Here is a 13,083-nt window from a genome sequence, read left to right as displayed (position 1 = left end):
CCTGCGAGTCTGTGTTCCATCGTCCCGGGTCATATCCGGGCTTCATCTGAAAAGCGACACCTTGCCCATGCGTATCGAAGCCCGCCCGTTACCTGCCCAACTGCCTGATCTGGGCAACCTGCCGCCGTTGCTGACCCGGCTCTACGCCGCGCGTGGGGTACGCTCGGCCGAGGAGCTGGACAAGGGCCTGGCGCGGCTGATTCCGTACCAGCAGCTCAAGGGTATCGAGGCCGCGGTGGAGCTGCTGGTCGAGGCGCTCGAGCGCCGCTCGCGAATTCTCATCGTCGGCGATTTCGATGCCGACGGTGCCACTGCCAGTGCGGTCGGGGTGCTCGGTTTGCGCATGCTCGGCGCGGCGCAGGTCGATTACCTGGTGCCGAACCGCTTCGAGTTCGGCTACGGCCTGACCCCGGAAATCGTCGCGGTGGCCTGCGAGCGCCGCCCGGACCTGCTGATCACCGTGGACAACGGCATCTCCAGTGTCGAGGGCGTGGCGGCGGCACGGGCGGCCGGCATGCAGGTGCTGGTCACCGATCACCACCTGCCGGGCCCGCAACTGCCGGCGGCCGATGCCATCGTCAACCCGAACCAGCCCGGCTGCGAGTTTCCGAGCAAGGCGCTGGCCGGCGTCGGGGTGATCTTCTACGTGCTGCTGGCGCTGCGTGCGCGGCTGCGCGAGCTGGGCTGGTTCGCCGCGCGTGCCGAACCGAACCTCGCCGAGCTGCTGGATCTGGTCGCCCTGGGCAGCGTCGCCGACGTGGTGCCGCTGGATGCCAACAACCGCATCCTGGTCAGCCAGGGCCTGGCGCGGATCCGCAAGGGCTTCGCCCGGCCGGGCCTCAAGGCCGTGCTGGAGGTGGCCGGCAAGCAGGCCGCGCGGATTTCCTCCAGCGATCTGGGCTTCATCCTCGGTCCGCGACTGAATGCCGCCGGCCGCCTGGACGACATGAGCCTGGGTATCGAGTGCCTGCTCTGCGAGGACGAGGCGTTGGCGCACGACATGGCTGCACAGCTGGATCAGCTCAATCAGGATCGCAAGGCCATCGAGCAGGGCATGCAGCGCGAGGCGCTGGCCCAGCTCAAGGATCTGCCGCTGGACGACCTGCCCTTTGGCCTGTGCCTGTTCGAGGCCGACTGGCACCAGGGGGTGATCGGCATCCTTGCCTCGCGCCTGAAGGAGCGCTACCACCGCCCGACCATCGCCTTCGCCGACGCCGGCGAGGGTGTGCTCAAGGGGTCGGCGCGCTCGATTCCGGGTCTGCACATCCGTGACGCGCTGGACGCGGTGGCGGCGCGTCATCCGGGGCTGATCAGCAAGTTCGGCGGCCACGCCATGGCGGCCGGGCTGTCCTTGCCGCAGGCGCATTTCGGCGCCTTCGCCGCCGCTTTCGATGCCGAGGTACGGCGGCAGCTGTGCGCCGAGGATCTCACCGGTCGGCTGCTCTCCGACGGCCAGCTCGGTGCCGAGGAATTCCATCTGGAACTGGCCCGCGCCCTGCGCCATGCCGGCCCCTGGGGCCAGCATTTTCCCGAGCCGCTGTTCCATGGCGTGTTCCAGCTGGTGCAGCAGCGCCTGGTCGGCGAAAGGCATCTGAAGATGACGCTCAAGAGCGAATGCGGCAGCGTGCAGCTGGACGCCATCGCCTTCAACGTCGACCGCGAGCTGTGGCCCAACCCGCAGGTGCGCTGGGCGGAGCTTGCCTATCGTCTGGATCTCAACGAGTTCCGCGGTCAGGAAAGCGTGCAGCTGCTGGTCACCCATCTGGCGCCGCGCTGAACCCGACCAACGGTGCAGTAACGTCGTCGATTTCGCCTATCCCTGTTCGACCAGAAGACAGTCACCGCGTTGAAGCGGTGGCCTTCAGTCGAGGAGGCGAAAGATGCGTTGCATGGTTCTGATCAAGGCAAGCCCGCAGTCGGAGGCGGGCGAGATGCCCAGCGAGGCGTTGCTGACGGCAATGGGGCAGTTCAACCAGGCGCTGTTCGATGCGGGTGTGCTGGTCGACGGCGGTGGTCTCAAAGCGACCTCGGTGGCTGCCCGGGTGCGCATGTCCGACGCGGGTACGCAGGTGGAGCAGGGGCCGTTCCTGCCCTGCAACGAGCAGGTCGCCGGTTACTGGCTGTGGCAGGTGGCGTCGCTGGACGAGGCCATCGAATGGGCGCGGCGCTGCCCGCTGCCGATGCCCGATGAAGCCACCCTGGAAATACGTCCGCTAAACGAGATGGAAGATTTCGCCACTGCCAGCGACGAGGTGCGCGAGCAGGAACAGCAACTGGCTGCGCGGCTGGCGGAGGTGGCTCGATGAATCTCAACGCCTATCTGTTCTTCGACGGCAACTGCGAGGCTGCCTTCACCTTCTATGCCGAGTGCCTGGGCGGCGACGTGCAGGCGTTGCTGCGCTACTCGGAATCGCCCGAGGGGCCACCACCGGCCGAGGCGGATCGAGACCGGATCATGCATGGCTGCATCCGCATCGGTGAGCAGGTGCTGATGGGTACCGATTGCTCAAACGGCGAGCCCTATGCGGGCATCCAGGGCTGCTCGCTGACGCTCAGCGTGGATTCGGCCGAGCAGGCCGAGCGTCTGTTCGCTGCGCTGGGGCAGGGCGGTCAGGTGCAGATGCCGCTGGAGAAGACCTTCTGGGCCGAACGCTTTGGCGTAGTGGTGGACCGTTTCGGGGTGTCCTGGATGATCAACTACGCGCCCATGGGATGAAAGCCCGCGGCACCTTTGCGCGCTGCGTTGCCGTTGAGTAGGCAAGGCAGCGCGTTCCCCGACGTGGCAGTCGGTCAGGCAGCTATTGCGGCCCCGCGCTCAGCGGGCATTTCGCCAGCGCGGTATGAAACGGCAACAGAATAGCGCCGTGCAGGGGTTGAACCGGGAGCGCCGGGCGGGTTCTGATCAGCACGCCCGCCGCCGAGGTTTTCATGAGCCAGTTGTTCCAGCCGCTGACCCTGCGTCAGTTGACCCTGCCCAATCGCATCGCGGTGTCGCCGATGTGCCAGTACTCCGCCCGCGAAGGCCTGGCCAACGACTGGCACCTGGTTCATCTGGGCAGCCGCGCCGTCGGTGGCGCCGGCCTGGTGATCGTCGAGGCCACGGCGGTGCTGCCCGAAGGGCGCATCTCGCCGGAAGACCTGGGTCTTTGGTGCGACGAGCAGATCGAGCCGCTGCGCCGCATTACCCGTTTCATTGAACAGCAGGGTGCCGTTGCCGGCATTCAGCTGGCGCATGCCGGGCGCAAGGCGAGTACCTGGGCACCCTGGCTCGGCCGTCACGGCAGCGTGCCTCTGGCGGCGGGGGGCTGGACGCCGGTCGCGCCGTCGCCGATTGCCTTCGACCCCGAACATGCCCTGCCCGAAGTACTCGATGAGACCGCTATCGAGGCAGTCATCGAGGCCTTCGTGCGCGCCGCCGAACGCGCCCTGGCTGCCGGCTTCAAGGTGGTCGAGGTGCACGCCGCGCACGGCTACCTGCTGCACCAGTTTCTCTCGCCGCTCTCCAACCAGCGGCAGGACGACTACGGCGGCTCCTTCGACAATCGCATCCGCCTGCTGCTGCAGGTCTGCGCGGCGGTACGCGCGGTCTGGCCGCAGGAGCTGCCGCTGTTCGTGCGGCTGTCGGCGACCGACTGGGTCGAGGATGGCTGGAATCCGGACGAGACGGTGGCGCTGGCGCGGCACCTGAAAACCCTCGGCGTCGACCTGGTCGACGTGTCCTCCGGCGGCACCGCGGCCCAGGCCGACATTCCGCTGGGGCCTGGCTACCAGACGCCGTTCGCCGAGCGCGTGCGCCGCGAGGCCGGTATCGCCGCCGGCACCGTCGGCCTGATCACCGAGCCGGCGCAGGCCGAACACATCCTGCGCACCGGCCAGGCAGACCTGATCCTGCTGGCCCGCGAGCTGCTGCGCGATCCCTACTGGCCGCTGCACGCCGGCGAGGCGCTGAACGACCGGACGGTGCCCTGGCCCGCCCCGTACGTGCGCGCGGCACGCCGCGACACCCCCATTCGCAACCTGACAGAGCAACCCCGCAAGGAGTGATGATGAAAACCAAGAGCCTGCTCGACCAACTGCTCAAGTCCGGCAAGGACCTGCTGGCCGGCCAGCAGGGCGGTCAGCCCGCCCAGCGGCCTGCGCAGAAATCCGCTGGCGGCCTCTCCGACATGCTCTCCGGCGGTGGCCTGGGCAGCGTGCTGTCGGGTGCCGGTGGTGGAATGCTGGGGGCGGGAGCCCTCGGCCTGCTACTGGGCAGCAAGAAGGCGCGCAAGATGGGCGGCAAGGTGCTGACCTATGGCGGCCTGGCTGCGCTCGGCGTGCTGGCGTACAAGGCCTATGGCAACTGGCAGGCGCAGCAGGGTGGCGCCCAGGTCGAGCCGCAGACTGTCGACCGCCTGCCGGCACCCCAGGTCGAGCAGCACAGCCAGGCGATCCTGCGCGCGCTGGTGGCTGCCGCCAAGGCCGACGGCCACATCGACGCACGCGAGCGTCAGCTGCTCGAGGAAGAACTCGGCAAGCTCTCCGGCAACGATCTGGAGACACGCCGCTGGCTGGAAGCGGAGCTGAACAAGCCGCTCGATCCGGCCGAAGTCGCGCGTGCCGCCAGCACGCCGGAAATGGCCGCCGAGATGTACCTGGCCAGCGTGCTGATGGTCGACGAGGAACACTTCATGGAGCGCGCCTACCTCGAGGAGCTGGCACGCCAGCTGCGCCTCGACCCCGCCCTCAAGAGCGAACTCGAGGCGCAGGTACGTCAGGCCGGCGCGGCCAGCGATCCGTTCGAGATGACCAACTGATTCAATGCCTGCGCTCGGCACCCTGCACGCCGTCGCCTCCCTCATCCGCCGCTGCGCGCCACCTTCTCCCGGAGGGAGAAGGACAGCTGTGGGGCGACGGCGCGGGGTGGTTCCGAAGCGCTGCGAGCATGCACGGCTTTTCCTCTACCTCCGGGTGAGGGATGCCTCTGCGTGCAGGGTCTTTCCATCCGTAGGGTGGATGACGCCTTGTTCATCCACCGGGGATTGTCTGGTGGATGGGTAAAGCGCCATCCACCCTACAGGCCAGCCGGCGTGCAGCCGACGTCTCCCTCATCCGCCGCTGCGCGCCACCTTCTCCCGAAGGGAGAAGGACAGCTGTGGGGCGATGGCGCTGTGTGGTTCCGAAGAGCTGCGAGCATGCACGGCTTTTTCCTCTACCTCCGGGAGAGGGTGCCGAAGGCGGGTGAGGGATGCCTCGGGCGGCTCGCAGCCTGTGAAGAAAGACTCCACCTAATCTCCACCGGCCCTCCACGCTGACTCCACAAAAGGCCATCAGGATCGTCTCCGATCAATCCCGTCTTCGGAGGCCCTGCCATGTCCATCCCGTCCCTGCGTTGCCGCGTGCGCAGCCTGTTGCTTCTTTGTGGTCTGCTGCTGCCGGTCCTGTGCACGGCGCAGCCCGGCCAGCATGGCGACAGTCCCTACTTCGCCATCGAAGGCGGGGATCCGGCGCTCGACCGGCTGCCGCTGAAATCCACCCGGGTCGAGGCGCGGGTGCTGGGTGTGATCGCCGACGTGCGGGTGATCCAGCAGTACCGCAACGAGGGCACCCGGCCGCTTGAGGCGCGCTATGTGTTTCCCGGTTCGACCCGGGCGGCGGTCTACGGCATGACGGTGCGCCTGGGTGATCGCGAGCTGCAGGCGCAGATCCGCGAGAAGCAGAAGGCCAAGGTCGAGTTCCAGCAGGCCAAGAGCGCAGGCAAGACCGCGGCCCTGCTCGAGCAGGAGCGTGAGAATGTGTTCCAGATGAATGTCGCCAACATCCTTCCCGGCGATGTGGTGGATGTCGAACTGCGCTACACCGAGCTGCTGCTGCCGGAAGACGGGCTCTATCGTTTCGTTTTTCCGACGGTGGTCGGCCCGCGCTACAACGGCACGCCGGATGGCGAGAGCCACCAGGCCGAGCCCTGGGTCGCCACGCCGCATCTGGCCGAAGGGGTGCTGCCGGCGGATGCCTTCACACTGCAGGTCGAGTTGCAGTCACCGGTGGCGCTCGGTGCGATCCAGTCGCCCAGCCATCGTCTGTCGGTACGCAAGGAGCGGCCGAGCCAGGCGCACATCGAGCTGGCCGAGAAGCGCGGCGCCAACAATCGCGACTTCGTCCTCGAGTACCAGCTCGGCGGCGACGATTTTGCCAGCGGCGTGCTGCTCTCCCGCGGTGCCGAGGAGAATTTCTTCCTGGCGCTGGTGGCGCCGCCGCAGCAGGTTGCTGCTGAACAGCTGGTGCCGCGCGAGTACATCTTCGTGGTGGATATCTCCGGCTCCATGCACGGCTTTCCGCTGGATACCACCAAGCGGCTGATGGAGCGCCTGCTCGGCAGCCTGCGCCCGGCCGACAGTTTCAACGTGCTGCTGTTCTCCGGCAGCAGCAGCTTCCTGGCCGCGGAACCGCAGCCGGCTTCCCCGGCCAATATCCAGCGTGCGCTGACGCTGCTGAACACCCGAATGGGCTCAGGCGGCACCGAGTTGCTGCCCGCTCTGCGCCAGGCGCTGGCGTTGCCGGCGGACCCGGAGCGCGCGCGCAGCTTCGTGGTGGTCACCGACGGCTATGTGACCATCGAGCGCGAAGCCTTCTCCCTGGTCCGCGAGAACCTCGACAAGGCCAACCTGTTCGCCTTCGGTATCGGCTCATCGGTCAATCGCCAGCTGATCGAGGGGCTGGCGCGGGCGGGGCAGGGCGAGCCCTTCATCGTCCTCGATCCGGCCGGTGCCGACCGCCAGGCCGAGCGCTTCCTGCAGATGATCGATGCGCCGCTGCTGGCCAATCCGCAGGTCAGCTTCAACGGCTTGCAGGTGCATGAGGTCGAGCCGCCGGCACTGCCGGACCTGTTCGCCCAGCGTCCGCTGGTGGTGTTCGGCAAGTGGAGCGGTGAACCGACCGGCAGCCTGCTGGTGGAGGGCCGCAGTGCTGCCGGGCTTTACCGGGTCGAGCTGCCGATCGATGCGACCCAGGCGGTGGCCGAGAATCGTGCGCTGGCGCATCTCTGGGCGCGTCACCGGATCGCCACGCTGACCGACCAGGAGACCCTGGAGCGCGGCTACGCGCACAGCCAGGCGATTCTCGATCTGGGGCTGAAGTACAGTCTGCTCACCCCCTATACCTCGTTCATCGCGGTGGATCACGTGGTGCGCAACCCCGATCCGGCGGCGTCGGCCACGGTCAAGCAGCCGTTGCCCTTACCGCAAGGGGTCAGCAATCTGGCGGTCGGCACGCCGATTCCCGGCACCCCGGAGCCGAGCGTCTGGCTGATGCTCGGGCTGTCGGCGCTAGGTCTGGGTTGGCTGGCGCGGCGTCGCCGTCAGCTGGAGGCCTGAGATGCAGGTGCTGAGCGGCGCGCGCCATGGGTTGCCGGCCTGGGTCTGGCTGGCGTTGCCGGCACTGGCGCTGTGGCCGTTGTGGCTGTGGAGCCTGCAGCGGATGAGCGATGGCTCGGACGATCCGCTCGGGGTGGTAGCGCTGGCGGCATTGCTGGTGCTGCTCTGGCGTGAACGACGTCAGCTGCGCACGCCGCGCCTGGCGGGACTGATTTTCTGCCTGCTGGCTGGCGCCGCTGCGGTGCTGAGCGCGGGGCAGCTACCGATGTTGTTGCGTGCCGCGATGGCGATCCTGGCGCTGTTCGCCGCGCTGCTGAGCCTGCGCGCGCCGGGCCAGCCGCTGCTGGCGTGGCTGGGCCTGGGCCTGCTGGCATTGCCGATCCTGGCGTCGCTGCAGTTCTTCGCCGGCTACCCACTGCGGGTGCTGACTGCGGAGGCGAGTCTGTGGATTCTGCGTGCGGCAGGCATGCAGGTGCAGCGCCAGGGCAGCGCGCTGGATGTGGCGGGCCGCCTGGTGATGGTCGATGCGCCCTGTTCCGGCATCCAGATGGCCTGGATGGCCTACTTCACCGCCTGTGTGACAGCGGCCTGGCTGCGCCTGGATGACCGCCGTCTGTTGCGTCGGCTGCCGCTGCTCGGCGTGCTGGTACTGGCCGGCAACGTGGTGCGCAACAGCCTGCTGGTGGTGCTGGAGACCGGAGCGCTGGCGGGGTCCGAGTGGCTGCATGAAGGCATCGGCCTGCTGGTGTTCGCCAGTGTCTGCGCGCTGGTTCTGCGTTGCGTGGCGGGCGCCGCGGAAGCGCCAGGTGAGGTTCCTGCAGCCATCGCGGCACCGCGAACACCCTTGCCGGGAATACAGCAGGCGTTGTTGGTCGGCGCCTTCGCCGTCCTCGGCAGCTGGCCCTTGCTCGCGCCGCAGCAGGCCGAGCAGCCGCCGTCGCAGCGATTCGTCGAGTGGCCGGCGCGCCTGGATGGCGAGTTGTTGCAGCCGTTGGCGCTGTCGGCGGTGGAACAGCGCTTTGCCGCCGACTTTCCCGGGGTGATCGCGCGTTTCCAGACGCGCTCGCGGGTGGTGGTGCTGCGCGAGGTCGAACGCCCGACGCGCAAGCTGCATCCGGCCGCCGACTGCTATCGCGGCCTCGGCTACCGCATCGATGCCGAGCAGCTGCGTCAGCCTGCGGATGGCATCGGCCTGCAGCGCTGTTTCCGCGCCAGCGCGGAGGAGGGCGTGCTGCAGGTCTGCGAATACATAGAGGACGCCGCCGGCCAGCGCTTCAGCGATACCTCGGCCTGGTACTGGGCCGCGCTCGGCGGCCGCTCGCCCGGGCCCTGGCGAGCGGTAACCACGGCCGCTCGGGACCAATGATGTCGGGGTGGAGCATGGGGCGGGGGCGGTGTTGGGCAGCGTTGGGCCTCGCGGTGCTCGGCGCCAGCCTACGGCGCGGTTGGGGTGTGGCCGTCTGTCGCGAAATGATCGTGCGGACGTCAGGTTGTAGGGCGCAATAAGCAACGCGCATTGCGCCGTCATTGCCGCTTGGATTCGCCGCTGGCTGCACGAGTACCGCCCTGGCCAACGCTTGCGCCGGCTCAGATCACTTCCTGGGCTTTTCTAGCCGGCGAGATCATTGCCCCGCGCTCTGTATAAACTGCGCGGCGGGAAGAGGAGGCGTTGAATGAAAGGGCGGATCTGGGGATGGGCACTGCTTGGCATGGTGACGTTGCCGGCACAGGCGCAGTTGCTGGTTGATCAGCGTGAACTGTTGCAGGAGGACGGGCGTGTGCCGCGCGAGATGGCGCTTGATCGGCTGCAGCAGGTGCGTTTCGCCTTCCGCGAGATGCCCGCGGCAGGGCAGCGCTGGTCGACCTGGCTGCGCGGCTACGCTCAGGATGGCGAATGGCGCGGCGCGGACCCCTCCCTGCAGCTGCAGTCGCAGGGTCTGGTTGTGGGCCTGGATCGACCGCTGGCCGGGCAATGGATGGGTGGCGCTCTACTGGCGCTGGGGCAATCCGAGGCGGATGCCGACAGCGGCGGTTTCGTCGTCGACAGCCAGCAGCTGGGTATCTACGCCGCCACGCGGGTCTATCACCAGTTGGGTTTCAAGGCCGGCCTGCTGCATGGCTGGCATCAGCTCGAGGGGCATCGCCTGCAGGGCGGCACGCGCCTGAGCGGGGATACCCAGGCACGTAGCCTGCAGCTGTTTGGCGAGGCCAGCTACGCGATGGATTTTCGCAATTTCAGCCTGGAGCCCTTCGCAGGCCTAGCCTGGCAGCGCAGTGCCTTCGACGGCTTCGGCGAGCGTGGAGGCGCGGGCGCCCTGCAGCTCGACGGCGGTGACGAAGAGCGGGCCTACCTGACCCTGGGCTGGCGCCTGGCCAGACCCTGGACCCTGGAGCAGGGGCGTCTGGTCGGGCGTGCCAGCCTGGCACTGCGGCAGCAACTGAACGATGCGCGCTTGTCGCTCGATGCGTTGAACGCGAGTGGCGAGCAGGCAAGGTTGCGTGGCCGTGACCTGGACGCCAGCAGCCTGCGCCTGGATCTGAGCCTGGATCATGAGCTGGGCCGCGGCCGCTACCTGGGGCTGGGTTACGCCGGGCGCTTCGCCGAGAGCGCCCGCGAGCAGTCGCTGGCCCTGCGCTTGAGCCTGCGCTTCTAGTCTGCGCCGGGCGCCCCGGAAGGCCGCTTCGCGCGGGCCCGCCGGCGTCGGCGGGTACGGGTTAATTGTTGGCGGCCAGGACTGTTCTCGCTGCCAGCCGTTTACCGGGGAATCGGTGCGCAGCCTGCCGTGCGCGGGCTGCCAGCTGCGCGCAAGTCCGGTATACTCGCCGGCTTTTCAGAACCCTGAGCGGTCGCGGCCGGTTGCCGTCGTGCTCGATCTGGCCATCGGCCGGTCGAGGGCGGATCAGCCGGGCGGGGCATGCCTACTGCCGATGAGTGCTGCCACCATGGAAATCAACCCGATCCTCAACAGCATCAAGGACCTGACTGAACGGACCCAGGCAATTCGGGGGTATCTTTGACTACGATCACAAGCATGATCGGCTGGTCGAAGTAAACCGCGAGCTGGAAGACCCGAACGTCTGGAACAAGCCTGAATACGCGCAGGGCCTGGGCCGTGAGCGCGCCATGCTGGCGCAGATCGTCGAAACCATCGACGACCTCACCGGCAGTCTGGCCGATTCGCGCGAGCTGCTGGACATGGCTGCGGAAGAGAACGACGAAGGCGCGGTGAGCGATATCGTCGCCGAAATCGAGCGCCTGCGCGGCATCCTCGAGAAGCTCGAGTTCCGCCGCATGTTCAGCGGCGAGATGGATCCGAACAACTGCTACCTGGATATCCAGGCCGGCTCCGGCGGCACCGAGGCCCAGGACTGGGCCAACATCCTGCTGCGCATGTACCTGCGCTGGGCCGACAAGCGCGGCTTCAGCGCCGAGATCGTCGAGCTGTCCGAAGGCGAAGTCGCCGGCATCAAGGGCGCCACCGTGCATATCAAGGGCGAATACGCCTTCGGCTGGCTGCGCACCGAGATCGGTGTGCATCGCCTGGTGCGCAAGAGCCCGTTCGACTCCGGCGCTCGTCGCCACACCTCGTTCTCGGCGGTATTCGTGTCGCCGGAGATCGACGACAAGGTCGAGATCGAGATCAACCCGGCCGATCTGCGGATCGACACCTACCGCTCCTCCGGTGCCGGTGGTCAGCACGTCAACACCACCGATTCCGCGGTGCGCATCACCCACGTGCCGACCAATACCGTGGTGGCGTGCCAGAACGAGCGCTCGCAGCACGCCAACAAGGACACCGCCATGAAGATGCTGCGGGCCAGGTTGTACGAGCAGGAGATCCAGAAGCGCAACGCGGCCTCGCAGGCGCTGGAAGACACCAAGTCGGATATCGGCTGGGGTCATCAGATCCGCTCCTACGTGCTCGACGACTCGCGCATCAAGGATCTGCGTACCGGTGTCGAGCGTAGCGACTGCCAGAAGGTCCTCGACGGTGACCTCGACCAGTACCTCGAGGCCAGCCTCAAGCAGGGGCTGTAACGCCGCGGCAAGTTATCAGCTGCAAGCCGGGCCTGCGTGTGCCTGCCTGGCTTGCGGCAAAACCTTCACGACGATGAACCGACCGGGACGACCCGACCATGAGCGAACAACCGCTGAACCCGCACGCCATCCACGAGGAAGAAAACACCCTGATCGCCCTGCGCAAGGAAAAGCTTGCCGCCGAGCGGGCCAAGGGCGCGGTCTTTCCCAATGACTTCCGGCGCGACAGCCTCTGCGGCGAGCTGCAGCAGGCATATGCCGACAAGAGCAAGGAAGAGCTGGAAGGCGCGGGCATCAAGGTCAAGGTGGCCGGGCGCATCATGCTCAACCGCGGTGCCTTCATGGTCATCCAGGACATGAGCGGGCGCATCCAGCTGTACGTCGATCGCAAGGGGCTGGCGGCGGAAACCCTCGAGGCGATCAAGCACTGGGACCTGGGCGACATCATCGCTGTCGAGGGCACCCTGGCGCGCTCGGGCAAGGGCGATCTGTACGTCAACATGGAGCAGGTCAGCCTGCTGACCAAGTCGCTGCGTCCGCTGCCGGACAAGTTCCACGGCCTGACCGACACCGAGCAGCGTTACCGCCAGCGTTACGTCGACCTGATCATGAACGAGGAGGTACGCCAGACCTTCCGCGTGCGCTCGCAGGTGATCGCCCACGTTCGCCGTTTTCTCAATGAGCGCGGCTTCCTCGAAGTGGAAACGCCGATGCTGCAGACCATTCCCGGTGGCGCCGCGGCCAAGCCCTTCGAGACCCACCACAACGCCCTCGACATGCCGATGTTCCTGCGCATCGCCCCCGAGCTGTACCTCAAGCGTCTGGTGGTCGGCGGCTTCGAGAAGGTCTTCGAGATCAACCGCAACTTCCGCAATGAAGGCGTCTCGACCCGGCACAACCCCGAATTCACCATGCTCGAGTTCTACCAGGCCTACGCCGACTACGAAGACAACATGGACCTGACCGAGGAGCTGTTCCGCGAACTGGCTCAGCTGGTGCTGGGCACCACCGACGTGCCCTACGGCGACAAGCTGTTCCATTTCGGCGAGCCCTTCGTGCGTCTGTCGGTGTTCGACTCGATCCTCAAGTACAACCCGGACATCACCGCTGCCGACCTGACCGACATCGACAAGGCCCGCGCCATCGCCAAGAAGGCCGGCGCCAAGGTGCTCGGCTTCGAAGGCCTGGGCAAGCTGCAGGTGATGATTTTCGAGGAACTGGTCGAGCACAAGCTGGAGCAGCCGCACTTCATCACCCGCTACCCGTTCGAAGTCTCGCCGCTGGCCCGTCGCAGCGACGATGATCCGAGCGTCACCGATCGCTTCGAACTGTTCATCGGTGGCCGCGAGATCGCCAACGCCTATTCCGAGCTCAATGACGCGGAAGACCAGGCCGAACGCTTCCATGCCCAGGTGGCGGACAAGGACGCCGGCGACGACGAAGCGATGCATTTCGATGCCGATTTCGTCCGCGCGCTGGAGTACGGCATGCCGCCCACGGCCGGCGAAGGCATTGGTATCGACCGCCTGGTGATGCTGCTGACCAACTCCCCGTCGATCCGCGATGTGATCCTGTTCCCGCACATGCGCCCGGAGCTTTGACCCAGTCCACAAAAAGACCGCCTCCGGGCGGTTTTTTTGTGGTCGCGGGGAATTATCCCTAACCTGTCAGATCAAAGTCGCATTCTTCTAC

The 13,083-nt window shown here is 67.1% G+C and carries 11 protein-coding genes; all 11 read left to right on the top strand.

Going from position 1 to position 13,083, the window contains the following annotated elements; all coding sequences use genetic code 11:
* The first annotated feature begins 67 nt into the window (after nucleotides 1-67).
* The gene (gene recJ / locus DBO85_RS03955; RefSeq protein WP_108105463.1) at nucleotides 68-1,777 is read left to right on the top strand and encodes a single-stranded-DNA-specific exonuclease RecJ; all 1,710 of its coding nucleotides are present in this window, start codon (nucleotides 68-70) and stop codon (nucleotides 1,775-1,777) included.
* Between the two features lie 103 nt (nucleotides 1,778-1,880).
* Nucleotides 1,881-2,306: a YciI family protein gene (locus DBO85_RS03950; RefSeq protein ID WP_108105461.1), complete on the top strand. Its 426-nt coding sequence runs from the start codon at nucleotides 1,881-1,883 to the stop codon at nucleotides 2,304-2,306.
* Nucleotides 2,303-2,716 (top strand): VOC family protein, encoded by a 414-nt coding sequence (locus DBO85_RS03945; protein ID WP_108105459.1) that lies wholly within the window; start codon nucleotides 2,303-2,305, stop codon nucleotides 2,714-2,716. The genes DBO85_RS03950 and DBO85_RS03945 overlap by 4 nt, the downstream gene beginning before the upstream one ends.
* Before the next feature lie 212 nt (nucleotides 2,717-2,928).
* Nucleotides 2,929-4,044, top strand: a complete 1,116-nt coding sequence (locus DBO85_RS03940; RefSeq protein WP_108105457.1) for an NADH:flavin oxidoreductase/NADH oxidase — start codon at nucleotides 2,929-2,931, stop codon at nucleotides 4,042-4,044.
* Between the two features lie 2 nt (nucleotides 4,045-4,046).
* Nucleotides 4,047-4,796 (top strand): tellurite resistance TerB family protein, encoded by a 750-nt coding sequence (locus tag DBO85_RS03935; RefSeq protein ID WP_108105455.1) that lies wholly within the window; start codon nucleotides 4,047-4,049, stop codon nucleotides 4,794-4,796.
* Nucleotides 4,797-5,351: 555 nt separating this feature from the next.
* The gene (locus DBO85_RS03930) at nucleotides 5,352-7,352 is read left to right on the top strand and encodes a VIT and vWA domain-containing protein (protein ID WP_108105453.1); all 2,001 of its coding nucleotides are present in this window, start codon (nucleotides 5,352-5,354) and stop codon (nucleotides 7,350-7,352) included.
* A 1-nt stretch (nucleotide 7,353) separates the two neighbouring features.
* Nucleotides 7,354-8,718, top strand: a complete 1,365-nt coding sequence (xrtQ, locus tag DBO85_RS03925) for an exosortase Q (RefSeq protein ID WP_108105451.1) — start codon at nucleotides 7,354-7,356, stop codon at nucleotides 8,716-8,718.
* Nucleotides 8,719-9,025: 307 nt separating this feature from the next.
* The gene (locus DBO85_RS03920; RefSeq protein ID WP_108105449.1) at nucleotides 9,026-10,006 is read left to right on the top strand and encodes an autotransporter outer membrane beta-barrel domain-containing protein; all 981 of its coding nucleotides are present in this window, start codon (nucleotides 9,026-9,028) and stop codon (nucleotides 10,004-10,006) included.
* A gap of 211 nt (nucleotides 10,007-10,217) precedes the next feature.
* On the top strand, nucleotides 10,218-10,370 hold the full coding sequence (locus DBO85_RS19295; RefSeq protein ID WP_177429726.1) for a hypothetical protein: 153 nt from the start codon (nucleotides 10,218-10,220) through the stop codon (nucleotides 10,368-10,370).
* Nucleotides 10,296-11,391 (top strand): peptide chain release factor 2 gene (gene prfB / locus DBO85_RS03915; RefSeq protein WP_108105447.1). Its coding sequence is split into 2 segments (ribosomal slippage): nucleotides 10,296-10,367 and nucleotides 10,369-11,391, totalling 1,095 coding nucleotides; the frame shifts between segments, so codons are not numbered across the junction. Before DBO85_RS19295 ends, prfB begins: the two co-directional genes overlap by 75 nt.
* A gap of 98 nt (nucleotides 11,392-11,489) precedes the next feature.
* Nucleotides 11,490-12,992, top strand: coding sequence for a lysine--tRNA ligase (lysS, locus tag DBO85_RS03910; RefSeq protein ID WP_108105445.1), 1,503 nt, complete (start codon nucleotides 11,490-11,492; stop codon nucleotides 12,990-12,992).
* The last annotated feature ends 91 nt before the right edge of the window (nucleotides 12,993-13,083 follow it).

Origin of the sequence: Pseudomonas mangrovi (assembly GCF_003052585.1) — a bacterium.
Lineage (GTDB): Bacteria > Pseudomonadota > Gammaproteobacteria > Pseudomonadales > Pseudomonadaceae > Aquipseudomonas > Aquipseudomonas mangrovi.
Note: the sequence above shows the minus strand (reverse complement) of the source record. Positions and strands in the feature narration are given on the sequence as shown.

Excerpts from the sequence above, each read along its gene's own strand:
- lysS (WP_108105445.1), top strand. The coding sequence starts at position 11,490 with ATGAGCGAACAACCGCTGAACCCGCACGCCATCCACGAGGAAGAAAAC.
- DBO85_RS03950 (WP_108105461.1), top strand. The coding sequence starts at position 1,881 with ATGCGTTGCATGGTTCTGATCAAGGCAAGCCCGCAGTCGGAGGCGGGC.
- DBO85_RS03930 (WP_108105453.1), top strand. The coding sequence starts at position 5,352 with ATGTCCATCCCGTCCCTGCGTTGCCGCGTGCGCAGCCTGTTGCTTCTT.
- DBO85_RS03920 (WP_108105449.1), top strand. The coding sequence starts at position 9,026 with ATGAAAGGGCGGATCTGGGGATGGGCACTGCTTGGCATGGTGACGTTG.
- DBO85_RS03945 (WP_108105459.1), top strand. The coding sequence starts at position 2,303 with ATGAATCTCAACGCCTATCTGTTCTTCGACGGCAACTGCGAGGCTGCC.
- recJ (WP_108105463.1), top strand. The coding sequence starts at position 68 with ATGCGTATCGAAGCCCGCCCGTTACCTGCCCAACTGCCTGATCTGGGC.
- DBO85_RS03940 (WP_108105457.1), top strand. The coding sequence starts at position 2,929 with ATGAGCCAGTTGTTCCAGCCGCTGACCCTGCGTCAGTTGACCCTGCCC.
- DBO85_RS03935 (WP_108105455.1), top strand. The coding sequence starts at position 4,047 with ATGAAAACCAAGAGCCTGCTCGACCAACTGCTCAAGTCCGGCAAGGAC.
- xrtQ (WP_108105451.1), top strand. The coding sequence starts at position 7,354 with ATGCAGGTGCTGAGCGGCGCGCGCCATGGGTTGCCGGCCTGGGTCTGG.